The 24793-nt window shown below is 69.6% G+C and carries 19 protein-coding genes and 1 pseudogene; 11 read left to right on the forward strand and 9 right to left on the reverse strand.

Going from position 1 to position 24793, the window contains the following annotated elements:
- Positions 1 to 86: 86 nt before the first annotated feature.
- Entirely contained in the window at positions 87 to 1502 is a 1416-nt protein-coding gene (locus tag AC27IY_RS32915) for an FAD-binding oxidoreductase (RefSeq protein ID WP_487180305.1), read from the reverse strand.
- Between the two features lie 237 nt (positions 1503 to 1739).
- On the opposite strand from AC27IY_RS32915, the gene AC27IY_RS32920 reads away from it, so the two are divergent.
- From AC27IY_RS32920 to AC27IY_RS32930, 3 genes are all read left to right on the forward strand, one after another.
- The gene (locus AC27IY_RS32920; RefSeq protein ID WP_487180306.1) at positions 1740 to 2876 is read left to right on the forward strand and encodes a helix-turn-helix transcriptional regulator; all 1137 of its coding nucleotides are present in this window, start codon (positions 1740 to 1742) and stop codon (positions 2874 to 2876) included.
- 331 nt (positions 2877 to 3207) lie between these two features.
- Positions 3208 to 4551: a protoporphyrinogen/coproporphyrinogen oxidase gene (locus tag AC27IY_RS32925; RefSeq protein ID WP_487180307.1), complete on the forward strand. Its 1344-nt coding sequence runs from the start codon at positions 3208 to 3210 to the stop codon at positions 4549 to 4551.
- Complete coding sequence (locus AC27IY_RS32930) at positions 4529 to 5500, forward strand: acetylxylan esterase (RefSeq protein WP_344207190.1); 972 nt, start codon at positions 4529 to 4531, stop codon at positions 5498 to 5500. Before AC27IY_RS32925 ends, AC27IY_RS32930 begins: the two co-directional genes overlap by 23 nt.
- 78 nt (positions 5501 to 5578) lie before the next feature.
- Here AC27IY_RS32930 and AC27IY_RS32935 read toward each other — a convergent pair whose 3' ends face one another.
- From AC27IY_RS32935 to AC27IY_RS32965, 7 genes are all read right to left on the reverse strand, one after another.
- Complete coding sequence (locus AC27IY_RS32935) at positions 5579 to 6565, reverse strand: amino acid--tRNA ligase-related protein (RefSeq protein WP_487180308.1); 987 nt, start codon at positions 6563 to 6565, stop codon at positions 5579 to 5581.
- A 91-nt stretch (positions 6566 to 6656) separates the two neighbouring features.
- Positions 6657 to 8030 carry an FAD-binding oxidoreductase gene (locus AC27IY_RS32940; protein WP_487180309.1) on the reverse strand — a complete coding sequence of 458 codons (1374 nt, stop codon included), beginning with the start codon at positions 8028 to 8030 and terminating at the stop codon, positions 6657 to 6659.
- Positions 8031 to 8047: 17 nt separating this feature from the next.
- On the reverse strand, positions 8048 to 8536 hold the full coding sequence (locus AC27IY_RS32945; protein ID WP_344207194.1) for a hypothetical protein: 489 nt from the start codon (positions 8534 to 8536) through the stop codon (positions 8048 to 8050).
- 48 nt (positions 8537 to 8584) lie between these two features.
- On the reverse strand, positions 8585 to 9580 hold the full coding sequence (locus tag AC27IY_RS32950) for a hypothetical protein (protein WP_487180310.1): 996 nt from the start codon (positions 9578 to 9580) through the stop codon (positions 8585 to 8587).
- Between the two features lie 31 nt (positions 9581 to 9611).
- Positions 9612 to 10991 carry a hypothetical protein gene (locus tag AC27IY_RS32955; protein WP_487180311.1) on the reverse strand — a complete coding sequence of 460 codons (1380 nt, stop codon included), beginning with the start codon at positions 10989 to 10991 and terminating at the stop codon, positions 9612 to 9614.
- A gap of 117 nt (positions 10992 to 11108) precedes the next feature.
- Positions 11109 to 16610 (reverse strand): hypothetical protein, encoded by a 5502-nt coding sequence (locus AC27IY_RS32960; RefSeq protein ID WP_487180312.1) that lies wholly within the window; start codon positions 16608 to 16610, stop codon positions 11109 to 11111.
- Positions 16611 to 16755: 145 nt separating this feature from the next.
- Positions 16756 to 18150, reverse strand: coding sequence for an alpha/beta hydrolase (locus AC27IY_RS32965; RefSeq protein WP_487180313.1), 1395 nt, complete (start codon positions 18148 to 18150; stop codon positions 16756 to 16758).
- A gap of 524 nt (positions 18151 to 18674) precedes the next feature.
- Between AC27IY_RS32965 and AC27IY_RS32970 the strand changes: the two genes are divergently transcribed.
- A complete protein-coding gene (locus AC27IY_RS32970; protein ID WP_487180314.1) occupies positions 18675 to 19643 on the forward strand; it encodes a hypothetical protein in 969 nt (322 codons plus the stop codon).
- Positions 19644 to 20054: 411 nt separating this feature from the next.
- Positions 20055 to 20702, forward strand: a complete 648-nt coding sequence (locus tag AC27IY_RS32975; protein ID WP_487180315.1) for a hypothetical protein — start codon at positions 20055 to 20057, stop codon at positions 20700 to 20702.
- A 33-nt stretch (positions 20703 to 20735) separates the two neighbouring features.
- Here the strand turns inward: AC27IY_RS32975 and AC27IY_RS32980 are convergent, their stop codons facing one another.
- On the reverse strand, positions 20736 to 21089 hold the full coding sequence (locus AC27IY_RS32980; RefSeq protein ID WP_487180316.1) for a hypothetical protein: 354 nt from the start codon (positions 21087 to 21089) through the stop codon (positions 20736 to 20738).
- On the opposite strand from AC27IY_RS32980, the gene AC27IY_RS32985 reads away from it, so the two are divergent.
- The 6 genes and pseudogenes from AC27IY_RS32985 to AC27IY_RS33010 all read left to right on the forward strand — a co-directional run bounded on the left by AC27IY_RS32985 (position 20973) and on the right by AC27IY_RS33010 (position 24690).
- Positions 20973 to 21830, forward strand: a complete 858-nt coding sequence (locus AC27IY_RS32985) for an LCP family protein (protein WP_487180317.1) — start codon at positions 20973 to 20975, stop codon at positions 21828 to 21830. The two genes, AC27IY_RS32980 and AC27IY_RS32985, sit on opposite strands and share 117 nt — an antisense overlap.
- A 39-nt stretch (positions 21831 to 21869) precedes the next feature.
- Positions 21870 to 22259: a hypothetical protein gene (locus tag AC27IY_RS32990; protein WP_487180318.1), complete on the forward strand. Its 390-nt coding sequence runs from the start codon at positions 21870 to 21872 to the stop codon at positions 22257 to 22259.
- Between the two features lie 72 nt (positions 22260 to 22331).
- Positions 22332 to 22424 (forward strand): annotated as a pseudogene (locus tag AC27IY_RS32995) (IS5/IS1182 family transposase); the annotation flags it as partial.
- The gene (locus AC27IY_RS33000; protein ID WP_487180319.1) at positions 22410 to 23042 is read left to right on the forward strand and encodes a hypothetical protein; all 633 of its coding nucleotides are present in this window, start codon (positions 22410 to 22412) and stop codon (positions 23040 to 23042) included. The pseudogene AC27IY_RS32995 and the gene AC27IY_RS33000, both read left to right, overlap by 15 nt.
- 84 nt (positions 23043 to 23126) lie before the next feature.
- Complete coding sequence (locus AC27IY_RS33005) at positions 23127 to 23717, forward strand: RNA polymerase sigma factor (protein ID WP_306861939.1); 591 nt, start codon at positions 23127 to 23129, stop codon at positions 23715 to 23717.
- Positions 23710 to 24690, forward strand: coding sequence for a CU044_5270 family protein (locus tag AC27IY_RS33010; protein WP_487180320.1), 981 nt, complete (start codon positions 23710 to 23712; stop codon positions 24688 to 24690). The genes AC27IY_RS33005 and AC27IY_RS33010 overlap by 8 nt, the downstream gene beginning before the upstream one ends.
- The last annotated feature ends 103 nt before the right edge of the window (positions 24691 to 24793 follow it).

Genomic DNA, 24793 nt, shown 5'->3' on the forward strand with positions numbered 1-24793 from the left:
GTCCGGGGACGAAGGCAGGGAGCGGCCCGCGGGTCGCTCGGTGGCGAAATACGCGCTTGGTCGCGAGGTGATCGGGGTCACGGCGGCTACCGGGAGGGCTCAACGGGGTGGTTGGCTCTGATCACGTCGCCCGGGTCGTAGGTCTGCTTGACCCGCCGCAGCCGCCGCCGTACATGGTCGGGCTCGAAGCCGACCCCGTCGTCCGGCCGCCGCCGTTCGGTGAAGTTGCGGTAGGCCAGCGGCGCCCGCCAGGGCGCGAGGACGGCGGCGAGCGTGTCGAGGGCCGCGTGCACGGCGGCCGTGGAGGACGCGTCGAAGGTGAGGCCGCCGGAGAAGACGGCGAAGGCCGCGTCCAGCGAGGACACCGCGCCGCCGGGCAGGGCGTCCGGGGCCAGGGCGCCGCCCAGGTGGCGGGCCTCGACCGTCAGCAGCGGTACGTCGGCGTCAGGGCCGGCCACGGCCAGCAGGGCCGCCAGCGTCTCGTCGGTGAGAGCGGCGAGCTGGAAGCCGTCACCGGTGGCCGGGGTGGGGCCGGGCGGGTCCAGGTGCAGCAGGTCGAGCCGGGACGGTGGCGTGGGCGCGAAGGTGTCGAGCTCGGGACCCAGCTCCCGCAGCGGCGCGAGCAGGGCGTCGGCCGCTTCCTGGCCGAACTGGGCGACCGCTTCGACGGCGACCAGCGAGCGGCCTCGGAAGGGCTGCGGAACGTCCTCCAGCGGTGGGAAGCGCAGCAGCCGGCCCAGGGAGGTGATCGCGTCCGGCACGCCGGCGGTCCAGTCGCGCCACCGGGTCAGCACCTCCCCGGCCCGCTCGATCGGCCAGTACAGCGCGCCCGCGTACACCTCGGTGATGGGGAACAGGGCGAACTCCAGCTCGGTGACGATCGCGTACGCGCCCCCGCCGCCCCGGAGCGCCCAGAACAGGTCGGGCTCGTGGCCGGCGTCCACGCGCAGCACGCGGCCGTCGGCGGTCACCACGGTGGCGCCGGTGACGTGGTTGGCGGCCAGGCCGTGGGAGCGGGCGAACCAGGACAGGCCGCCGCCCAGGGTGTAGCCGACCACGCCGACGTCGGAGGCGGTGCCGGCGAGCCCGGCCAGGCCGTGCTTGGCGGCGGCCGCGCTCACCTCCGACCACACCACCCCCGCGCCCACCCGGGCCAGCCGCCGCACGGGGTCGATGTGCACGTTCGCCATCTCGAACGTGCGCAGCAGGATGGTGTCGTTCAAGTGTCCGAGCGGGGCGGCGTTGTGGCCGCTGGACTGCGGCGCGACGCGCAGGCCACGGGCGCGGGCCGTCTTCAGTGTGGCGGCCACGTCGGCGGCCGAGCGGGCCAGCACCACGGCGGCCGGACGCTGGTCCACGGCCAGCTGCCAGGCCGCGCGGGCGGCGTCCCAGCCCGCGTCACCGGGCAGGACCAGCGCTCCTTCGAGCCGCGAGCCCAGCGCCCGCAGGCCGCCGGCACCGTCAGCGCCGGGGCCGGGGCCGGGAGCAGGAGTGACAGGCATCGTTCGTCCTCTTCGATCAGTGATTGGTCGTCGTCCTGATCGACGATGGCGGGACGAGGACGCCGATCCCATCCCGCCCGCCGGGGGCATTCAGGGCCGCCACCCCCCGCGGCTGCGGGATCGGTCAGGCGGATCAGGGGCGGCGGCTCGTCGCGGGCCCGCCTGATGTCACGACGCCGGCCCACCCCCCTCAGACGGGGGATGGGAACCCGTGGGACGGCGTGCGACCATGGCGGCGTGGACACCATCGGGGGGTTGACCGGCGTGCGCGCGTGCGCCGGTGAGCAAGCGCTGGAAGTGTCGGGCAAGGGGTCGGAGGTGTTCGCGGCGGCCGCGCGCCGCCTGCGCCGCGTGGTTCCCTACGACGCGGCGGCCTGGATCGGCACCGACCCGGCGACCGTCCTGCCGGCCTCGCCCATGCGCGTGGAGAACATCGGCCAGGAGCACTGCGAGACGTACTGGCAGCGTGAGTACGGCGCGCACGACGTGTTGACTTTCCGCGACGTCGCCCGCTCGGCCGCCGCCGTGGCGACGCTGCGGCAGGCCACCGTCGGCAATTTAGGCAGGAGCGTGCGTTTCCGGGAGTTCATGCGCCCGCTGGGATACGTCGACAACCTGCGCGCCGCCTTCCGCATCGGCGCGGGCGTGTGGGGGGTGGTGGACCTGTTCCGCGCCGCCGACCGGCCGCCCTTTGACGAGCGCGACCTGCGGCACGTGGCCGCGCTGGGGCCGGAGATCGCGCTGAGCCTGGCCGGGCTGGCCGTCGCCGGCAGGCAGGAGGGCGGGGTGTCAGGCGCTTCCGACGCGCCGGGAACGGCGCTGTTCGACGCCGGCGACCGGGTGATCTTCGCCGACGCCCAAGCCGAGCACTGGTTCGCCGAGTTGGGCGGCTCTCCTTGGCTGCCCTTGACGGTCAGTCTGCGGACGGGAGCCGTCGCCTCGGTGGTGGCGCGGGCCAGGGCCGTGGCCGCCGAGCGCGAATCCGGCCCCGCCGTCATCCGGGTGCGCGGCGGGAGCGGGCGCTGGGTCAGCATCCACGCCTCGGTGCTGCAGGACGGCCGGGGCCAGGCGGGGCCGGTCTCGGTGGTGTTCGAGCCGGCGACGGCGACGCAGATCGTCCCCATCATCGTGGAGGCGTACGCGCTGACGCAGCGCGAGCGCGAGGTTACCGAGTGCGTGGCGCGCGGGCACACCACCGCGGAGATCGCCACGCGGCTGCGGCTGTCGTCGCACACGGTGCGCGACCATCTCAAGGCGATCTTCGCCAAGGTGGACGTCAGCAGCCGCGGCGAGCTAGTGGCGAGGCTGTTCGGCGAGCACGCGAGCCCCCTCCTGCATGCCCCCGGCGCCGATATCGGGCACGTGGACGTTTGAGAGCCGCCGCCGGCGCTGCTGGCCAGGCTCGCGCTGGCGGCCGGTCGCCCGGCTGTAAGGCGATGACCGACACGACCGCCCTGCATCTCGTTCACCGGGCGCAGGTCGATCAGGCCCGGCACGCCAAGGTCTCCACCGAACCCGGCGCGATTCAGGCGGGTTGCGTTGCGATGGCCGGGGGTCGTCGGTGTCGGCCTGGCATACGGCAGCGGTCACGAGCTTGCGTGATTCGCGAAAGGTTGCCTTTGCTCGGGAGAGCGTCATCATACAGTCTGAGTGATCCTATGAGGACTGCGGGGGCGCCATGCCTGGTGGAGCAGCCGAACCGATCGTGGTTCTGGGCGCGGGCCTCGCCGGGCTCGCCGCCGCGATGCGCCTGTCGGCAAGAACGGTCACCCTGGTCGAGCGCGAAGAGACGGTCGGCGGCAAAGCCAGGACTCACCGGCGCGACGGTTTCACCTTCGACGTCACCGGCCACTGGCTGCACCTGCGCGACGCCACCGTGCGCGCCCTGGTCCATGACCTGCTCGGCGGGGACGGCCTGGTCGACATCGGCCGCCGGGCGAAAGTCTGGATCAACGATGCGATGGTCCCCTATCCGCTGCAGGCCAACATCCACGGGTTGCCGGGGGAAGTCCGCAGACGCTGCCTGGCCGGATTCCTTCGGGCACGGGCGGGGCGGCTGGTCCGTCGAAGGCCGCCGCCCGAGAGCTTCCACGACTTCATCGTCGCCCAGTATGGGCAGGCCCTGGCCGACCATTTCTTCACGCCGTACTACAGCAAGTTCTGGGGCCTTTCGTGCGACAGACTGACCTTCGACTGGCTGTCGGGCTATTTCCCGACGCCGAGCACCGTCCAGGTGGTCGGTGGGGCGCTGGGCATCAGGCAGGACCGCGTGGGGTACAACGCCCGGTTCCTCTATCCGGCAAAAGGCGGCATCGACCTGCTGCCACGTGCGCTCCTGGAGGCGGCGAACGAGGGCGGGCGGCTGAGCGTGCGCCTTTCCACGGACGTGGAGGAGATCGACCTTCAGAGCGGCCGGATCAAGCTGACCGGTGAACCCTCGTGGCTGGACTGGCAAGCGCTGGTGTCCACCATTCCGCTGCCCGACCTGCTCGACCGCATCCCGGGGTTGCCGCCTCACATCGCCGCCGCCCGCCGCGCACTGTGCTCGATCCCCCTGCGCTACCTCAACGTCGCCCTGCGGTCGCCGACGATGATGCGCGAGCATTGGGTGTACCTGCCCGAAAGGCCATACCCGTTCTACCGCATGGGCGTGTTCACCAACGTGGTGCCGGAAATGGCACCGCCCGGCTGCGCCGCCCTGTGGGTAGAGGTCGCCGACCGGAGCAGCCTGCTGGACCTGCCCTCGGTGATCAGCGGGCTGGAGCGCATGGGCGCCATCGGCTCAGCCGACGACGTGCTGTTCGTCGAGCAACGCGATGTCGAGCATGCGTACGTGGTCTTCGACGACGCCAGGCGGGCGGCAGTGGACCTGCTGCTCGGCTGGCTGGCCGGGCACCGCGTGTTCTCGTGCGGCCGTTACGGCGGTTGGACGTACGGCTCGATGGAGGACGCCATCCTGGACGGTTCCCTCGCGGCGGGCCGGGTGATGGCGCTCAGTGGACGACAAGTTCGACGAGGAGAGTGCGATGTTAGCGGAGATCCCCTTTGAAGCTCTTGAGAGCTTTCTGGGTGACCGGCAGGCGCCGGGCGACATGTCGGACTTCTGGAAGGCGTCGCTGGCCAAGGCCGCGCGCTCGCCGCTCGACGTGCGGGCCGAGCCCGTACACGACACCCCGCTGCGTACGGTGGACGTCTTCGACGTGACGTTCGCCGGAGCCGGCGGCCACCCGATCAAGGCGTGGTATCTGGTACCGCGAGGCCTCGACGAGCAGCGCCCGACGGTGATCGAATACATCGGCTACGGTGGCGGCCGAGGTCTGCCGCACGAACTGCTCTTCTGGTCGGCGTCCGGCTACCCGCATCTCATCATGGACACGCGCGGCCAGGGCAGCGCGTGGCGGACCGGCGACACCGCCGACCTGGGCGCGTCCGGACTGCCCCATGTGCCGGGCTTCCTCACCGACGGCCTGCCGGACCGGGACGTCTACTACTATCGCCGCCTGTTCGTCGACGCGGTCCGGGCCGTGGACGCCGCCGCCGAGCTTTCGCATCGCGCCTCAGCCGCGCTGGTCACCACGGGTACCAGCCAGGGCGGCGCGCTGTCGCTGGTGGCCGCCTCGCTGCATCCGGGTGTGGCCGCCGCCATGCCCAATGTGCCCTTCCTGTGCAACATCCGCCGCTCGGCGCATGTCGCCACGACGGGGCCGTATCCGGAGTTGGTCAGGTGGTGTCATACGCACCGCTCCCTGGTGGACGGGGCGTTCGAGACGCTCGCGTACTTCGACGTCGCGCTGCTGGTGGATCAGGCGCGCTGCCCGGCGCACTTCGGCGTCGCCCTGCATGACACCACCTGTCCGCCCTCAGGTGTGTACGCCGCCTTCAACCGGTACGGCGGCCCGAAGGACATCGTCGCCTACGAGTTCAATGGTCACGAGAGCGGCGAGGCTCACCACCTCGATCTCCAGGCCAGATGGCTGGCCGAAACCCTCGCCGGGTAGTCGTTCACCACCGGCCCGACGATCGGCTCGTCTCGCAGGTGCGCCGCCCGAACTCGCCCTGGCCATAGCGGTAGACCGTCAGGGGCGCACGACAGCGGCCGGCCAGGCCTTCGACTCGTCGACCCTGGAGATCAGGCTGACGTCACGGATGTCGCCATGGTTGAGCACCCACATGAGGAAGCGCTCTACCCCCAGACCGAAACCGGACGTACGAAGGGGAGCCACTTCTCGCATCCGTACATACCAGGCATATTCGGATTCGTTCACTCCATGCAGGGCCATGGATTTGCGTAGTCCCTCAGCGTCCGCGTGCCGCTCGCCGGCGCCGGCCACTTCGCCCATCCCGAAGTAGAGGTCAGCATTATTTGCGATTTTTCCGGAAGGGTCGACGAATGCCTGGTAAAAGGGGACTGCGAGGCTGTCGAAGTGACGGACCCAGACGAACTCGCTGACGCGTTCCATGAGGAGCAACTCACCCTTGCGGGTGAAAGAACGCCAAACTCCGTTATCCAGCACCGCGCCGTCCTCATCGTTCACGACGCGCACGGCCTCCTCAAAGGTGAGTTGTTCGAACGCCTCGCGACGGCCCACCATGCGCTCCAGGTGAGAGATATCCCCACGCGCTTGTGCCAAGCGGTCGCCCAGGCGGTCAAGAACCGAGGCCGCCAGGGTGCGGACATATCCATCGACATAGCGAATCAAGTCGTCCAGATCACCGATGATTTCAGCTTCGCTGTGGGTGAATTGGCCTAGATGGGTCGAGTCAGGTTCCTCCGCACGGAACGAAGGCATGATGGTGTAACAGCCGCTACGAGCCATCCTGCACCCGTACTCCAACGCGAACTGCATGGAGTCGGCGAGATAGGTCGGAACCCCGTTGACCTTCACCGGAACCGGCTCCGAGTCGCTACCCAGAGCAGTGGGACAGGTGATCGTCCTTGTGGTCAGGGGCAACTGCAGACTCTTGAGACCCCGTGAGCTCGCATAGGTCACGGTGGTCGGCAGAATAACGTCGTGGAGGTCGGCAACAAGCGCAAACCAGGGAGAATGCAGCGCCGCAACCATAGATTCCGGAGCATTGTGGTCTGATATCTGCGGGGGGTTCACAGGGGTGTCGAACGATCCAGACATCGGCACAGAGACGCTTCCCTCTCTATCACGGCGCAGTGGTGGGTGCGGGAGCAATATTCTGGTTGTGGCGCAGGATGTTCTCCGGGTCATAGCGCTGTTTGACCTCGGCGAGTCGCTGGTAGCGCTCGGCACCGTAGACATCCGCGGCCTTGGCGTTCTCATCGTGCACGTAATTCACGTAGACGCCCGCCGACTGGAACTCCCGCAGCCGGTTCACGCTCCTTCTGGACCAGGCGATGTTCTCGGCGTCATCTTCGGGGTCGGTCCACTGAGCCGATGCGGTGAAGATGTATGGCGCGTCTCGATGCGGAAAAGCGGAGTTCTCGTCAGGAACGTCCGTCATCGCTCCCCTCAGGAACTCGAAATCGATCGAGGAGCGGCGCGAACGAATGTCCCGCGCCGCCGCTACGAAACTCGCCGCGACCCCGGCGGGAAACTCCCGGAGATAGCAGGACTTGGTGTAGTACCGGTGACCATGAGGCTCGCCGTGGTCGCCGAGCGACTGCAGTTCGGGATAGGTGAGGGTCCGGATTCGGGAGGCTTCGGGAACAGCGGTCTCGAACAGGGGGGCTGTCCGGGCCTGGGCTTCGGCGAGGTCACCGAACCATGCGGCGGTCAGGAAGAGGAGCGGCTCGTGGCGTAACTTTTCCGGGATCCACTCCTGGACTCCGGGGTAGGCCAGGCTGCCCACAGTGTGCAGGTCGCGGCATTGCCGTTCCGCGAAGTCCCCATACGCGGCCAAGGCTGCCGATGCCGCGTCCAGCGTGTAGGCCCCGCTGTGCAGATGAACAGGACCGCATGGGCGCAGCCGTAAGGTGAAGCGGGTGACAATGCCGAAGTTTCCGCCTCCACCACGCAGCGCCCACAGTAAATCCTCATACTGATCCTCGGTTGCCTCGACGATCGAGCCGTCCGGCAGGACGATCTCGACCGCCATGATGTGATCGCAGGTCAAACCCCACTTGCGAGCCAACCAGCCATACCCGCCACCCAGCGCGAGCCCGCCAAGCCCTGTGTGCGAGACCACTCCGGCTGGACACGCCAACCCCAGGGGTGTGGTTGCGGCGTCAAGGTCACGTAGAAGGCAACCACCCCCGGCATGGGCCAGTCGTCCGGCGACATCGACTGCCACCTCGCTCATCAGCGAGAGGTCGATCATGACGGCATTGTCGGCCACAGCAGTACCGGCAACGTTGTGGCCGCCGCCGCGTACGGTCACCCGGAGATTCTCGGCGAGCGCGTACCGCAGGGCCAGGCTCACCTCGGCGGCTGTCCGGCAGCGCGCGATCAGTGCAGGTCTCCGATCGTGCATGGCATTCCACACGCGCCGTGACACCTCATATTCCCGGTCACGTGGAAACAGGAGGCGCGCGCCCAGGGCGGACTCGAGTTCGGACATCGAACCGCTTCGGGAAGTCAGTTTTCCCATCGTGTCCCGCCATCCCGGCCAGGGCCGATCGAAGAGGGCGGGCTCGTGTCGGGCTGGTCTCCGGAGCCTTCCGCAGCCTGGTCGGTGGAGATGGTCAGCGGGCCGTCAGGAGGCGATGAAGGCTCTACGGAACGAGCGGTGGCATGCAGGACGTCCATCCAGACCCGGTTGAGCAGCGTGATCAGCGCCAGGATCAGCCCTACGGCCACCAACGTGCGCAGCACAGTGCTGTCGGGGATGGCTCCGGCCAGCGCCAGGATACACACGGCAAGGTCGGCGATGGTGATCGTGGCGACGGTCAGGGCGTAGGCGCGCACTCGGGGTTTGGTCCAGAACCGTACTCCATCCGCCGAACCACGCGGACGAAGGTGGCGCCGCTGGGTTCGCAATCTCTCCAGGAACCGCGAGTCCCATACGAAAGCCAACAACAACACCGGCAGGACCTGGGCAACGGTGGCGTAGAAATCACGCGGCATAGGGCTCTCCGACGAATAAGGGTGAACCAGACAGCGGCTGATCGAGGTTCACGCCTTCCATGCCTTGTCCCTCTTGTTCGCGGCGTTCGGCGTGAGCGGGGTGGGCAGGATCAGCTCGTCGAGCAGGGCGACCTGGAGACCACGGATCAGGCAACGTCGGATGCCGGAAGCGTCGCGCGTGATCTCCGCCTCCGTCTTGGAACGGCCATCCGTCACGCTGACGTGGGCGCATTCACCGCCGAAAAGCACGGTTCCCGGTGCGAGTGCCGCCAGCGCCAGGGTGATGCCGCCGGTAAGGGGCAGCCCCGGGTGCCATTGGCCGAGGTATATGGTCCGGCCGACTATTTGCCGTCCAGGCCCCCGACACGCGATGGCCGCTTTGGGGAACTCGCCGTCCAACGGTCCGCCGAGCAGTGCCCCGACGTGACGCCGCAGCCGGCACAGCCGGTCGAGAAGCGCCGGCCCAGGGTCGCGGGCGATCAGTGTGTCCGCGGTCGCACCGATGTCCGCAGCGTGGACGATGACATAGGGGTTCATCGCGTCCAGCACGCTCACCGGCACGCCTATCGAGTCGGTCGGCACCGCCAGCACGAACTCGTCGGCGCTCCGTCCAGCCAGGCCCTCGGTGAAGTCGGCTTCGACCAGTTCCCAGCTCGACCGGCGTCCGCATCGGCGGATCGAGGCCACCACACCCGTGCACCGATTACGCATCCGAAGGTCCGTACGCCCGGTTTCATCCGACACGGCGAGCATGGCCGCCACCATGGAATTGCCACAGTCGCCGCGCGTCTCCACGCGTATGCCGGCACCTGCTGCTGCCCCCCGTACCTGTATGAAGTCCACCAGGACTTCGCCATCGTGCACGCCCCGTATCACGATGGCCTTCGTGCAGGTCCATCCTCGGGCCCAGACGAGCGGCAGCAGCTCGGACACGTAAGCCCCTTGGTCGTCCACCGCGAGACCGGGCTCGTCGAAGATGGCGGTGACCGATGGTGCGGCGCTCGTCGTGGCGATCCGGATCCGGGTGTCCATCGGTTCGTTCACCGCCGTAGGGGAGCGGGCGAACGGGACGAACTCACCACAAGGCCTCTTCCAGCGCGGCCCGCATCGCGAGTCCGAAAGAGTCGAGGAACAGCGGGTGGACGGAGGTGTGGGAGCCGACATTGGCGCCGTTCATCTCGATCGGCGCGATCCGGCCCGTCTCGGTGATGAGGAAGTCGACCGAGCCGTAGGCGAACGGCAGCGCCATTCCGGTCGTGACCCGCTCCGCAGTGACCGCCCGGCTCCACAGCAGGACCGCCACCCGCCCGAGTAGTTCGAGCTCCTTCTCCCCGATGCCGAGTACGGCCAGGACGTCTGGATCCGACAGCGGCAGTTCGCGCGGGATGGGCACCGCCTCGGCGTCAGGTGGAGCGTTGAGGTTCGTCAAGCACGTGGCCGTGCCGAGCTCGTCCCGTTCGCCGAACGGGATCTGCGCGAGGCCGACCGCGCCGGGGATCGCGCGTAAGGCTGAGGCCTGTGGATCGGCGACCACGAACATCCGCAGGTCACACACTCGGCCGTCGATCTTGCGGGACTCGACGAACGTCGAGAGCGTGATCGGGTAAGGGTCGGCTCGCCCGTACGTGTCCGCCATGGTCGCCTCCATCGCATCCAGGACCTCCTCGACTGCGCGTCGCCGTGGCTGGGAGCCGCGGGGGCCGAGAAACGAGACGGCGGTGCCGCGTGAGGACGCGAACGGCCGGTAGACCACACCGTGCCCCTGCGCGAACCACGCCTCGCTCGCCGCGACCGCCTCCGCGCGGTCCCATGCGACGCGTCCCTGCGGCATCGTCACACCGAGGCCGGACAGGCTGTCGCGCCGGCGCTGGAAGAGTGCCATCTGCGCGGCCTTGAACAGCGCGAGTCCCGTTCCGTTGACCAGCCCGGTGCGCAATCGGTCGATGGCCGGGAGGTGGGCGAAGTCCGCCCCGCGGGCCGGCTTGGGCCACAGCCCCGCACGCATCAGGTACCCCATGATCATTTCGCTGGCCACCGCATGGACCGGTCGATCGTCGACCGTGAGCAGGGAGTCGGCGATGATCGACAGGCGAGGTAACACGGCATCGAACGGGCAGAACAGCAGGATGTTCTCGGCGGGGTCGGTTTCGGCCAGAGCGCCGCGGTCGAGGCCGTATTCGGTGACGATCCGAAATCGTGGATGGGCGCGTAGAAACAGGTCGGCGCAGTTCGCGCGGTCGATGACGTCGGACGAGCCGCGCGGGTACGGCCACAGAAGCGTGACCCCCGGGGACGCCGATCCGCCGGTCCACCCCTGCGTCGCCGGCTTCGGGAGCGGCAGCGCGGAACGCTCGTAAATCTGGCGGGTGGTCCGCTCCGACTGGCGCTGCGCCACGGATTCTTCATTCGCCACCCACGAGCTGTGCTGCGCAGCTCGGAACAGTGCCTCGCGCATGGGCTACCTCGCCGGCGCTGGGAACGGTAGCCATGGAGCCGGTGGCCACCTTGGGGTTACCAACCGTACTGACACAATCGCCCTTTTGACAGGGGGCTGTCCTTGATCGGACAGCGATCATGCCGACCGTTGGATCCTGGTCCGATCCTCCCTCGTCCCGAAGAGGGTTCGATGGAGGTCCAGGGCGAGGACGCCGGTGCGGAGACCGACGGTGATGGTGGCGCCGTCGCCGGTGCGTTCGCGAGCACGGTCGTCAGGCGCCTGCTGGAGCAGGGCGTGGACGGGAATGCCGAGCGGGATGGTGTGCACCGGTTCCCCGGTCATGGGGCGCCAGAGGCGGACAGTGCCGTCCTGGCTGCCGGAGACCAGCAGGCTACGGCCGTCGCCACAGGTGGCGACGGCAACGGCCCGTACCTGGTCGGTGTGGCCGGTCAACTGCTCCCCGGTGTGGCGATGACCGAGGGGGTCCCAGAGGCGGACCGTGCCGTCTGCACCGGCGGAGGCCAGCTTCGGCGTCTGGCCGGGACCGCCCGGGACGGGTGCGAGGGCCCAGACCCAGCCGCGGTGACCGATGAGGGGTTCACCATGCTGCGTCCAGGTCGCCACATCCCACAAGCGGATCGTGCCGTCGTTGCCGGCCGAGGCGAGCAGCGGCGGCGAACCGTCGCGATGAACGAGGCAGAGTGCGCGGACGGGACCTTCGTGGCCGTGCAGCGGCGGCCCCGCGGGTTCGGCGGTGGAGATGGCCCAGGTGGTGATGACGCCGTCGCGTCCGCCGGTTGCGACCCGGGCGGGGGTGCCTGGCAGTGGTTGCAGCGCGAGTACGGCTCCGGTGTCGATCCGTATTGGCGGGGCGAGGTGTGCCACGGTGGCCGGATCGGTGATGTGAACCTGCCCAGAAGTGTCGCCGATGAGGAGAACCGGATGGTCGGTCCCGGTCAGTGAGGCAACCGCTGAGGCGCGTTGGGTGCCGGGTGTCGTGGCCAGGCGGGAGGTGGAGGGGGTCCAGGTACTCAGGAGGCTGTCGCCGCGCAGGACGACTTGGTCGGTTACGTGGGTTGGGGACTGCGTGAGGGCCTCGGCCGCATCGGGCGCTCCGCCGAGCGGCGCGCCGACAAGTCGGCTGGTGGCCGGGTCCCATACCCGCACCGTCCCGTCATCTCCGGCGGAGGCCAGCAGCGCCCGCCCGGAGCCGTCCGGGACCGGCAGCGCGCACACGGCCCTGATCGGGCCGGAGTGCCCGGTCAGGGGGGTGCCGACTGGCCGGCAGGTGGCCGGGTCCCACATGCGCACCGTCCCGTCGGACCCGGCGGAGGCCAGCAGCGCCCGCCCGGAGCCGTCCGGGGCCGGCAGCGCACACACCCAAAGGATCGAGCTGGCGTGCCCCCTCAGGGTTCCCACTGGCCGGCCGGTGGCCGGATCCCACACCCGCACCGTCCCGTCACCCCCTGTCGAGGCCAGCAGCGCCCGCCCGGAGCCGTCCGGGGCCGACACCGCACACACCCATATGGCCGGGCCGGAGTGCCCGGTCATGGGGTCTCCTACCGGCCGGCCGGTGGCCGGGTCCCACACCCGCACCGTCCCGTCATCTCCGGCCGAGGCCAGCAGCGCCCGCCCGCTGTCATCCGGATCCGGCAGCGCACACACCCCCGTGGCCGGGCCGATGTGTCCGGTCAGAGGGGTGCCTACCGGCTGACTGGTGGCCGGATCCCACATGCGCACCGTCCCGTCGGACCCGGCCGAGGCCAGCAGCGCCCGACCGGAGCCATCCGGATCCGGCAGCACACACACCCCCCAGATCGGGCCGATGTGTCCGGTCAGAGGGGTGCCTACCGGCCGGCCGGTGGCCGGATCCCACACTCGGACCGTCCCGTCGTACCCGGCCGAGGCCAGCAGCGTCCGCCCCGTGCCGTCCGGGGCCGGCAGCGCACACACCCCTCTGACCGGGCCGAGGTGTCCGGTCAGAGGGGTGCCTACGGGCCGGCCGGTGGCCGGATCCCACATGCGTACCGTCCCGTCGGCCATGGCCGAGGCCAGCAGCGCCCGGCTGGAGCCGTCCGGATCCGGCAGCGCACAGACCCCCCTGACCGAACTGGTGCGTCCGGTCGGGGGGTCGCCCACCGGCCGGCCGATGGTCGGATCCCACATGCGCACTGCCCCGTCGGCCCCGGCCGAGGCCAGCAGCGCCCGACCGGAGCCATCCGGATCCGGCAGCGCACACACCCCCCAGATCGGGCTGGTGTGCCCGGTCAGAGGAGTGCCTACCGGCCGGCCGGTGGCCGGATCCCACATCCGCACCATCCCGTCATCTCCGGCGGAGACCAGCAGCGCCCGCCCGGAACCGCCCGGATCCGGCAGCGCACACACAGCCCTGACCGAACTGGTGTGCCCGGTCAGGGGGGTGCCTACCGGCCGGCCGGTGGCCGGATCCCACACTCGCACCGTCCCGTCGGCCCCGGCCGAGGCCAGCAGCGCCCGCCCGGATCCGCCCCGATCCGGCAGCGCACACACTCTCAGAACCGGGCCGGAGTGTCCGGTCAGGGGGGTGCCTACCGGCCGGCCGGTGGCGGGATCCCACATTCGCACCATGCCGTCGTACCCTGTCGAGGCCAGCAGCGCCCGACCGGAACCGCCAGGATCCGGCAGGGCACACACCCCCGTGACCGGGCCGGAGTGCCCGGTCATGGGGTTTCCTACTGGCTCGCCGGTGGCCGGATCCCACACTCGCACCGTTCCATCGGCCCCGGCCGAAGCCAGCAGCGCCCGCCCGGAGCCATCCGGGGCCGGCAGCGCACACACCCCCCAGATCGAGCTGGCGTGCCCGGTGATGGGCGTGCCTACCGGCCGGCCAGTGGCCGGATCCCACATGCGCACCGTCCCGTCGGCGCCGGCCGAGGCCAGCATGACACGGCCGTTGGCCAGGGTGACCGCGCAGATGTCCTCGATGGTGCCGGTGTGGCCAGTGAGCGGGGCTCCGATCGGGGTGACGTTCTCGGGGTTCCAGAGCCGGACCGTGCCATCGTCGCCGGCCGACGCGAGCGCGGTGCGCCCGCCCGGTAGCACGAACCCGCACACCTGTCTGACGAGTGCGGTGTGGCCGGGCAGCCGCACGTGCATGGTGACGTGTCCGGCCTGGGCCGCCGCGACTCCCCACCAGCCAGCGGTGGGTTCGTCCACCCGCTGCCGGGAACTGTGGGTGGTGGTGGCCAACTGTCGCAAACCTGCGCGGTCGCTCCGAGCAGCTTCCAACAGCGCATCGCGGGCGCCGATGACCCCGGCCACCGGAGGGGGGACCGGACGTCGAACGAACAGGGAACGCAGCGCGTCGGCGGTGACCGCGGCCGGGTCCAGTTCGTCCAGCACCTGCGGGTGCTCGGCCAGGTCGTCCCAGATGTCGGCGTCGGCGACGTGCCCGGACAGGTGCTGGGCCAGGTAGCCGGGCACCCCGGCCGGGTCATCGGCAGCGATGCGGGCGGCGAGATCCAGCAGGGCGGTGGCGGCCAGCCGTTGCCTGCCCGTGTCGGTGTCGTTCGGATGGCCGACGTCGGTGAAGTGTTCGACGAAGGTACGGTGCGCCAACCGGTACACCGTCTGTCCGTCCGCTGCGCCGTCATCGGTGCGTTGCGCGGGCGCGCCGGCACCGTCAGCGGGGGCCCGATGCATGCCGGCGGTCTGTGTGTCGACGATGACGTAGGCCGCGGCCTGGTTCAGCAGTCCGTGCACGGCCGTCGACCAGCTCACCCCCTCGTCCGTCAGATCTTCCTCATCATGGTCGTCCACGACCTGCCGACGCGGTCGGGGGGTGAGCGCGGCCGTGACGGCTGCCCAGACGCCATCCGCCTCGGGCAGGCCACGGCCCCGGGCAAGGGACAGTGCCCGTAGCAGGATCGGATAGCGGTCGTTGTGCCGTGCGAGACGGTCCAACGCCTTGGCGAACAGGTCCTGGTGGTCCCCGTCGAGCAGATCCTCCAGCGACTGCGCTCGCCCCCGGGTCAACAGCCACGGGTCCTCGATCAGCTCGTACACGGCCAGGCGGGCGAACAGGAACTGCCGGTCTCGGCGCGCCACCGCAGCCGCGACCCGCTCCAGGTCGTCGTCGGTGACCCGTTCGAAGCCGGGCACGGCGACGCCGGCCACACCGTGGTCGCGGGCTTCCCGCAGACGCCGGCCCACGTACCTGCGTATCGCCTCACGCTCCCGGGTGACCCACACTCGGTTGTCCCCGTCATCGGCGGTGTCGGGGCGGACGACGCTGGGAGCGACCGCCAGGGCCTGGAGGAGGTTGTCGTCGCGAGCTGGTGCGTCGGGTGCCTCGTTGGTGGAGGCGCGGGTGCCCACGAGCACCCGGACCCCGGGCAGTGCGGCGATCCGGGCGAGGAGGGAGCGGGCGATTTCCAATGGGTCGGTTGCCTCATCCAGGGCGTCGACCAGCACGGTGAACGGCTCAGGCCATTCGGCGAGCCGGTCGGCGAGCCAGTCCAGGTCGGTGGCGACCCCGGCGGCCGGGTCGCTCCACGAGGGCAGCGCGCCGAGCCCGGCGCGAGCCACGCGGGCGACCACCTGGGACAAGGTCAGCCCGCTCAGATGGATCGCTGCGTCGAACACCCCGTCCGGCGGTAGCTGGACGGGGTCAAGAGCACGCAGCAGGCCACGGCGGGCCAAAGCCTGCCGCAGCTCAGGCAGCGAGTGGACCAAGACGTTACCCAGCAGCGCGGACTTGCCCGATCCCGCCCGGCCGGTGACCACCAGCATCCCCGAGTCGGCACACCGCAGCCAGCCCACGATCCGGGACCGCTCCTGTTCCCGGCCCTCGAAGAACCAGGACAGCTCTCCGTGCTCCGCCCCCTGAGCCTTGGCCAGGAAATGCCGCCGCGCGTCCGGGGTCAGCCCGTCCAGGACCTCCTCAAGGTGGCGGACCTCGTCCAGCGGCGCCGACATCCACGACGCCACCGGCAGATCGGTTGGTACCAGCGAGGCCTCGATGAGCCCATGCTGGTAGACCCGCGCACCGGGCAGCAGCCGGGGTAGTTGATTGGCGAGCTCCGTCAGCCGGATCCGCCGATTGGCTCGGAAAGTGTCCACCAATACGGTGCGCAGCGCGTCGGTGAACCGCCCCAACGACGTCGACCCCGACCCGGACACCCCCACCAGCAGTACCCGCTCCGGCGGGTCATAACTGGACAGGGCCGCGTTGAGCAGCTCGACGAACCGCGCTGACCGGCAGGTGTCGATCACGACCATCGCCCACCCGCCGCTGTCGTCGTCCTCTTCCGGTGAGATGAGGGCCTGGTGGGCGCGGACTGCGTCTGCCACCTGATCCGGGGTGACTCCCGCCATGGCGACTGTAGCGGGGCTGTCGGTGTGAGCGAGTGTGGCACGGGTGCCGTCCGACCAGCCGTGACCGACCCAGTACAGCAACGAGCCCGGCACCTGGGTGCCCTCGGCCGGGCGCCACGCCAGCAACCGTCGCTCGACCGCGCCCGCCCCCCGCTGGCGGGCCGGCCACGCCCACCGTTGGTGCCAGGCGCCGAACGGCGCCAGCAGGTCGAGCAGCCGGCCTACCTGGGAGTCGACGTCCAGGTCGGGCAGGGCCGGGTCGGTGTAGTGGCCGATCGCCACCGGGAACACCTCTAACGTCTGACCTGAGTCGGTGTCCTCGGTTCGGTCTCGATCTTCTTCCCCCATGGGGCCGCCGTGGGTCATGCCCGCGCTCCGCTGCCGATGAAGTCGGTGGCCGGCTCTGCGCTCTCGTCGGTGCGATGGCTCATCGGGTGCCGTCCGGGCGGTCGGCGCCGCCGTACGCGTCGTCTGGCAGGTCGGCGCTCAGCAGCATCTGCGTAACCGGTGACGCGCCCCCACCGTCCACCCGGATCTGGTACAGGCCTGGCGGCAAGGGTGTTCCCTCCGCCACGACCGCGCCGTCGCGCCACCGGGCGGCCGGGGTGTCCACCCGGAGTCCGGTGCCAAGGTCGACCACCGTGCACCGGACGTCAGTGGGGAGCCGCACGCCGGTGACTCCGAACCAGAACGTGCGCCCGGCCCGTACGATGTCGGGCGCGTCCAGGCCGATCTCGCCGGCGCCCAACCACGGGCCGGTCCGCCGGTCGAGCAGCGCGTCCTGGGTGACCAGCACCGCCTCGGCCGTGGCGGCGACCGCCCCGTGGGACTGCGCCAGCGGTATCGCCGGTCCGGGTGGCAACTGCGCCGACTCCCGCGGAACTGTGCTGTCCCCGCCCGTGTCGACCCGCGTCACTCCGCCCTGGTCCGGACGGTACGTGAACTGGTGGGCCGTCACCGCGCCGTTCTTGATCGTCACGGCCTGCACGGTCGGCTGATGCGCGCCGACGACCTGCACATGCCCGGCGGGCGGGAGGAGCGGCCGAGCCTCGCTCAGCGCCAGCGACTCGGTGGCGAGCTCGGAATCGCCGCCCAAGCTCGAGATGTCTGAGATGTCAAGTCGTCGTGCCGAGCTCCCGTCGGTCACGCACCGGTAGGCCGGTAGCAGGTCGTAGACGCCGGGAAGAGTGAGCATCAGTTGCCTGGCGCGGTGACGGGGCAGCGGGACACCCCCGCCCGCGCCGAACAGCAGGACGGCCTTCGGAGCCCCGAAGAACGGCGTTCCGAGCGTCACCGTTGTCCGCACCCTCCGGGTCAGATCCGTGTCCTGACAGGCCAGCCAGGCCAGCAGTCCGCCCATCGAGTGCGCGACCAGGACGAGCCGTGGGAAGGGGTCGCTGTCGGGGCCGCTCAGATCGGCGCGGCCCGCCATGTACGCCGGATGGGCCTGCCACGCATCGAGATGCCGCATTGCGAACTCAGTCAGCAGGGCCGCGTTGTGCGCTACCGGAAGCCGCCAGTCGTACGCGAACTCCGCTACCGCGTCCCGGTGCCAGACGACGGCATGCAGACCCTTGATGAGGGACCGGTACGGCATCAGTCCTGACAGCACGGGCACGAAAGCTGGAAAGCGGATCAATCGCGTCGCGCGAATCCGGCCATATCGCCCCATTCGCTCATCTGCCGACAGTTGCAACATGGCCAACGACGCCCCTGACGTCCATGCCGACACATACCATTGCAGGTCTGACAGTCCCCACAGCACGCGGCCCGACTCGGTATCGACCAGTTCGCTGCCCATGATTCCGGGAATCACGATCACCGCATCCCCGGTCCGAGGCCGATCTACCGCCACCATCGCCTCCGTTGCTTTGTGTAGGCCTGATCCAAAAGCGGAGCGATTCCGGCATGAGCGAATAGCCGTCCGGAAGCACGTAAACCTCGCTTCCCCAACCGTGCTGGGCAGGTCGAGCGCCGTGCCGCCGAACGCGCGCATGCTAACACAACGGGTCCGTATCCCCCTGCGGAGTCGTCGAATGGCTTCATGAGGCGGCCCTTGAGTGATTCTCATCGGTCGCCCCAAGGATGTCCGAACTCGCCGGGATCAACAAGGTGACCAGGACGAGGAAAAACCGTGTCACAAGAAAGCACGCATTCCCGGTAAATCTGGAAATGGACGACCATGTACTTCAGAGCAGGTCCAGTACCTTGCGCCGGAACTCCGGCGGGAAGCCATGCATCTGGCCGGTCGAGAAAAAGGCGTTCCGCCAGTGGCTGACACGGTGGCCGGCCACCATGCAGGGCTTAGTTGTTCAATCCATGCGCTGACCTGCAGCCCTCGGCGCCATGGCCGGCGACGACATCGCCGAGGTGCTCCTGGTGTCCGAGCGTCAAGAAAAGAGATCGAGCCCCGATCAACAGCAGCCAGGCGTGGAGCCGGGCAAGGCCTCAGGCGTTGGCGAGAACTGCAGCCGTGTCGGGCCGTCGCGGGCAGCGTCCCAGGCCTCAAGCCCGCGGCGCACCTCCGCCGAGCGCCACAGCGAATCGCCGGGCGACGTCGACTACCAGGTGATCACGGGCGCGATGGTCGGCGTGGTGCGGCAGCAGGCTCAGGCCGAGCAGCGCAGGACGGCCGCCGCGCTGGAGGAGGCGCGCGGCGAGCTCGACCGGCTGCGCGCCGCGGAGGCCGAGCACGCCCGCCAGGCCGACGCCCTGCGGGCCGAGCTGGCCGACGCCGTCGCCGCCCGCGAGCGCGCCGAGCACGACAGCCGCCAGGTCCGTGCCCGGGCCGAGACCGCCGAAAGCCACGCCACGACAGCCCGGCAGGAGGCGAGCGAGGCGCGCCTGGCCCTGGCTGCCGCGCAGGGCGAGGCGGCCACCGCCGCGCGGCTGCAGGAGCGCGCCGAGGACGAGTTGCGCCAGGCCCGCGCCGACCGCGACCTCCAGCGTGAGCGCGCCGTGGCCGCCGAACAGCAGGCCCGCACCGCTCAGGCCGAACGCGAACGCACCGCCGAACAGATGCGGGACCTGCGCGAGCGGCTGGCCGCCGCGCAGGTGGCCGCCGGCCTGGTGCTGCCCGACCTGGCCGACCTCAGCGGCGACCTCGGTGACGGCGTCCGCGGCGTGGCACTGCCCGAGGCCGGCATCTGCGTTGCCCGGCAGCCGGACGGCGCCGTGGTGCTGCACCAGCAGGACCGGCAGATCCGGCTGGGCGAGGACGAGCACGCCCCCGCCTACGGCCGCGCCCTCGCCGCGGGGCTCCTGGCCGTAGTAACGTCCCCCACGACCAGGCAAGAAGGCGACGACCATGCCTGACACTGCCCGCAGCGCCCGGAGCCGGGCCCCAGCTGCCCCGCCTGCCGCCGCCCCCAAAGGTGCCGCGGATCCGCTGAGCATCGGACTGCAGGCCCGCAGCCGCCTACTCGCCGTAGCGTCGGACGCCAACGCGCTGGACCGGGGGCGTCCCCATCTGGGCAAGCTGAGGAATCTCGCCGCCCGGCTGAAGGTGGTCGGGCTGCCGCTCTGGGTGCCCGAACCGGTGGCTTGGGAGTGGGCCCAGCACATCGCCGAGGACTGGCAGGCCCAGTTCGGGCCAGCAGGTACGGCATATCGGCGACTCGGCGACGCGGGCCTGCAGGTGACCCCGCCCTCCTCGCCATATCCGGATCAAGAGGCGGTCCAAGACGCGTTCCTGAAGTCCTTGACACAGAGATCGAGAACATCACCGTGGTGCCGCTGTCGGCGGCCAATGCCCGGGAAGGATTGCGGGATCAGATCCTGCAGCGTGCACCGGGACGACGCAAGGACAGCGTGAAGACCGGCGGCGCGGACTCGGCTTGGCTCCGTGACCTGCGGGACTACGCCGGCAGGGATCTCAGCAAGGTGCTTCTGGTCAGTGCGGACGCCGACGTCAAACGGGCATGCGAGCAATGGCGGACGCCGCTGCCGCTGACACGGCCATGGGGCCAGCTTCTGCAGACCCTGTTCACCTTCGACCTGGACGACTCCGACGCGACGGTGACCCGTCTAATCGTCGGTTACCTCCGTGAACGTCTCAGTCGGGACCCGTCAAGCCCGTGCGGATTCACCCTGGTGGCCGACCCTCACCAACTCGTGGCTCTGGCCGGAGAGACTCTGGCGAGCATGCTGGGCAGCGACTGGAACCGGTACCTGATTTCTGCGGAGCTGACCCATCTGAACCAGCTCATCGGGCTCACCGACGTCGTGGTGCAGACCCCAGATCCCGCCTTCGGCCGCGTCCCGAGCCGACCCGTTACCCATACCGCGCTGGCGCGGGTGTTCTTCCTGGGCATCGTGGAGCTCCTCTATCACGTCCGCGGCTCGCGACCGCTTCCACAGCCGGCGCGAGGATGACGTCCTGGTCTGGGCAGATCTCGCCTTCGACATTCAAGACGGCGGTGCCGTGATCGGCGTGGAGAGCCGGCGCGAGGCCGCCGTGGGGCGACCGCGATGGTTCGACGAGCCCGCCGACGCGTTGCAAGAGGTGTGCGAGGCGCTGAGCACCGTTCCCCTGGTGAACTTCCCCAGCAACTGGCCGGATGGGCAGGACCATGTCGAGCTCGAAACGCCGGCAGGAGTAGCCGTGTATGCCGAGCTGGAGCAGCGCGTGCCCAGGTGCGGCAATTGGCCCGCCAGGTGCTGGGCGGGTTTGGCCTTGCAGGCGGGGAGCTGGACCAGCGAGTCCCGCGGGAAGCTGACGATGAGCGCGTTGTCACGGTCGGCGGAGATGTGCGCCAGCATGATCGTGTCGGTGCGCTCACCCGCGATATGGTCAACGCCGTCGGCGGCGTGGAAGTGTGCCTCCCCAAGCCGATCGACGACACCAAGGCGCTGCTGCACCTGGCGGCCGGCCGCCAGACACTCAACGGTGAGCAGGCCCTGGGCTACGTGCGCGCACGCTACAGCCTGGGTGACGGCTCTGACATCGGCCGGATCCAGCGTCAGCAAATGTTCATCGCCTCCATGGTCAACAAGGTGATGAGCGGGCAGACGCTGACTAACCCGGCCCGTCTGTTCGCTTTCCTGGGCGCGGCTACGAAGTCGGTCACCACCGACCCCGACCTCACCCCCGGCGTGCTGCAGGACCTCGCGCTGTCGGCCCGCGGCCTGAGCGCCGGTGGCATCCACTTCATCACCACGCCGTGGCGCTATTCCCTCTCCCAGCCCGGCCGCGTCGAATGGGTGCAGCCGCAGGCCAAGAAGCTGTTTCAGCTCGTGGCAGGCGACATGGACATCAACAGCTCGGGCGTCAAGGGCGGCAACCGGGTGGTCCTTCATGGCAGAACCCTGTGGCTGATGAGCGGCCGCCGGAGGGCTCACCTGTCATCGTCCCTTCACCGAGAAACCGGAGGATGCCCCGGCCTGTCCGGTCTCAGGACGTGCGTGACACGGGAGGCGCCTGACACAGGATGCTTGATACAGGGCCGACACGTACAGGGCCACAGCTCGTCGGCATACTGGCCTGGACCCCATGGGCGTTGAGGCTCATGGGGTCCGGCTCGAAGGGGGCTTCGTTTGTTCTTGTCGCTGCCCACCGGTGCATGGGTACTGATCGCGGCGGGCGCCACTTTGGTCAATCTCGCCGCCATGCAGTGGATCATCCAGATACCGACGTACCGCAAGATGCAGTTCTGGCTTCCGGCCATCGGCATCATCATGGTCGGCGCGCGAAGCCTTGCCCAGAGCCACACACTGGCCCAGAGTCTGTACCTGTACGCGGCGTTCATGATCATGTTCCCGGTCATGCTCGCCCCGGTTCGACGTCAGATCACCCGCGACTACTACCGGTGGGTCAAGGACCCGACCACGAAGACCAGCGGGGGTGTGATGGCCTGGATCGTCATCTCCATGCTCGTCATGTTGCTGACGATCGGCGTCGGCTGGGCGGTGGGCGGTAGCACCTCGGCCTGAACCCGCGACCCCAACCCCACAGCCTGAAGAAAGGGCTACAAGGGCTACGACTACCCGCGTCTGCGGGCTTTCCTACGCAGGCGGGGCATCGTCCCCCGCCTCGCTCGCCGCGGAATCGAGTCCGGTCAGCGGTTAGGACGCCGCCGCCGGGTGGGGGAGCGGACCGACCCGATTCTGGGCAGCGACGCGCGACGGTTCCGCCGCGACGAGCTGATCGGTGGCCTCACCTTGCTCATCGTCGGGCAGGTGATCCGCCCGACCTACCGGTGGCTCCTGCGGCAGCGCCTGGCGCTGATGCTGGCCGAGGCGCGTCAGGCGCTCGATCCCGAAGGGTTCGCCCGGCTTGAACAGCACGCCCAGGACGCGATCGGATGGGCCCGCTCAGACGCGATGAACAAGCTCACCTGGATAGTGATCCACAAGGGTGGCGCCGTCGCGGACATCACCGTCGGCGACTGCGTCGAACTGACGGCCGCCCTGGAGGAACATCACTTCCGGGGAAGCGCCGGACGGCCGCTGTTCTACGCGCTGCTGAAGGAGACCGGGATCCTGCCCGCCACCGCTCCACCGCGGCTGCGGGCGCTACGCGTCGAGGCCCGACCTAGCATTGAGCAGGTCGTCGACAAGTACGGCATCGAGTGCCAGCCGATCCGGGACCTGATGGTCGACTACCTCACCGAGCGGGCGCCCGACCTGGACCACACCTCGCTCCGCTCGATCGCCCGCAACCTTTGCCGACTGTTCTGGCGCGACCTGGAACTCCACCACCCGGGCCCTGCGTGATGCAGATCACATCTCCTGACGCGAACTCGTGCCGACCCTTCGGGCGAAAGCTGGTGAACCACCGCTTAGGGATTGGAGCACCATGTGACCGATGACGAATCCGGTAGGGCTGTCGACGCCGAGCTGATACGGCGGTCGGAGCACGACCCGGAGTCCTTCGCCGACCTGTTCGACAGGCACGCGCCCGCGTTACGGCGTTACGTTGCCCGGCGGCTGGGCCCCTCTCTTGCCGACGACATCGTCTCCGACGCCTTTCTGACCGCTTTTCGGCGCCGTGGCCGCTATGACATGAGCCATCCTGACGCACGGCCTTGGCTGTACGGCATCACCGCTCGGCTCATCAGCCGACACAGACGTGTGGAGGTTCGGTTCTACCGGGCGCTGGTCCGCAGCGGTATCGACGAGATCGTCGAACCGTACGCCGAGCGTGTCGATGACCGGGTCGCCGCACAGCAGGCCGGTCTGGCGGCGGCGCTGGCAAAGCTGTCCCCCGGTGATCGGGAGGTGCTGTTACTCGTGGCCTGGGCCGACATGTCATATCAGGACGTGGCCCGTGCACTGGATATCCCGATCGGCACTGTCAGATCCCGCCTGAACCGAGCCAGGACGAGGACACGCCAGGCGCTCGGGGGATCCGACCCCGCGATGACCCGAGAGGAGTCTTTCGATGGATGACCTGCGATCGTTGCACGAGTGGCGTGCCAAGGTCCCCGAGCCCGGCCATGAGTGGATCATCTCGGAGCGCCGGCGGCTGCTGAAGCGGATACGGGGGCGCAGGCGATCAGTGGGGCGACGCCTGCTTGCGATCGGGGCGCTGGGGGCCGCCGCCTCGGTCGCCGTGGCCACCCTATGGCCGCAACCGCCTGCTCAGGGGCCAGCGGCTACACCCTCAGTCGTCCGGCTCGACTCCAGCGTGGTGCTGGTCCGCGCCGCCGATGTGGCGAGCAGGCGTAGGAGCGCCCAGGTGCCGCTGCCGACGCAGTGGCACTACACCAAGACTCTGGACAAGCAGCCGAACTCAGAGACGACCAAGACCCGGGAACAATGGCTGCGCTATGACGGCAGGCAGGCCGCCTACTTGGGCGAGGACGGCCAGCTCACCGTCGGAGAGGAACACAACCCGCTGGATCCCGGCGATGACGACCTGTCGCCGCAGCAGTACGACGCCAAGCTACGCAAGCTGCCCACTGACCCGAGGAAGCTGCTGGCCAAGATCACAGGTGATCGTCACTGGATCGAGGGAGCCCGCGAGGAGGGGGTGCCCAAAGGCGTCGAACCCGCCGACGCCCGCGCTTATCGCGCGATCATGCTCTACCTGAGCAGGTACGGCACGATGCCACCGCGGCTGGAGGCGGCCATGTTCCGCGCTCTGGCGCTCATTCCCGGCGTCCGGATCGAGCAGGGCGTGAGCGACGCCGCCAGTCGCAGTGGGCTGGGCGTCTGGCTGGAGCGCGCCGGCGATGCGCGGCCCTTCCGCCGATACGACATCCTGGATCCGGCCACCTATCGCTACCTGGGAACTCGGACGGTCTGGCTGCGCGATGCGTTCATGCCTGGCAACAGCAAGCCCGCCATCCGCAAGGGAGCGGTGTGGAGCACAGCCTTGCTGACGTCGATGATCGTGGAACGTCCCGGTCAGCGGGGCTGAGCGCTCACCCGTGGGGGGAAGCACGCAAAGATGAGGGCCGGCTTGGGGCCTGTTCGTCGTGCGCGGCCGCATGAGCCAGGACGGTGGACGGCATGCACAGGGG

This window comes from Nonomuraea sp. B208 (assembly GCF_057536035.1).

What these genes read in the sequence shown, in the direction of transcription:
- AC27IY_RS32915 (WP_487180305.1), bottom strand. Translation starts at nt 1,502, where the DNA reads ATGCCTGTCACTCCTGCTCCCGGCCCCGGCCCCGGCGCTGACGGTGCC.
- AC27IY_RS32930 (WP_344207190.1), top strand. Translation starts at nt 4,529, where the DNA reads ATGTTAGCGGAGATCCCCTTTGAAGCTCTTGAGAGCTTTCTGGGTGAC.
- AC27IY_RS32935 (WP_487180308.1), bottom strand. Translation starts at nt 6,565, where the DNA reads ATGGTTGCGGCGCTGCATTCTCCCTGGTTTGCGCTTGTTGCCGACCTC.
- AC27IY_RS32940 (WP_487180309.1), bottom strand. Translation starts at nt 8,030, where the DNA reads ATGTCCGAACTCGAGTCCGCCCTGGGCGCGCGCCTCCTGTTTCCACGT.
- AC27IY_RS32945 (WP_344207194.1), bottom strand. Translation starts at nt 8,536, where the DNA reads ATGCCGCGTGATTTCTACGCCACCGTTGCCCAGGTCCTGCCGGTGTTG.
- AC27IY_RS32955 (WP_487180311.1), bottom strand. Translation starts at nt 10,991, where the DNA reads ATGCGCGAGGCACTGTTCCGAGCTGCGCAGCACAGCTCGTGGGTGGCG.
- AC27IY_RS32970 (WP_487180314.1), top strand. Translation starts at nt 18,675, where the DNA reads ATGGCCGGCGACGACATCGCCGAGGTGCTCCTGGTGTCCGAGCGTCAA.
- AC27IY_RS32980 (WP_487180316.1), bottom strand. Translation starts at nt 21,089, where the DNA reads ATGCTGGCGCACATCTCCGCCGACCGTGACAACGCGCTCATCGTCAGC.
- AC27IY_RS33010 (WP_487180320.1), top strand. Translation starts at nt 23,710, where the DNA reads ATGGATGACCTGCGATCGTTGCACGAGTGGCGTGCCAAGGTCCCCGAG.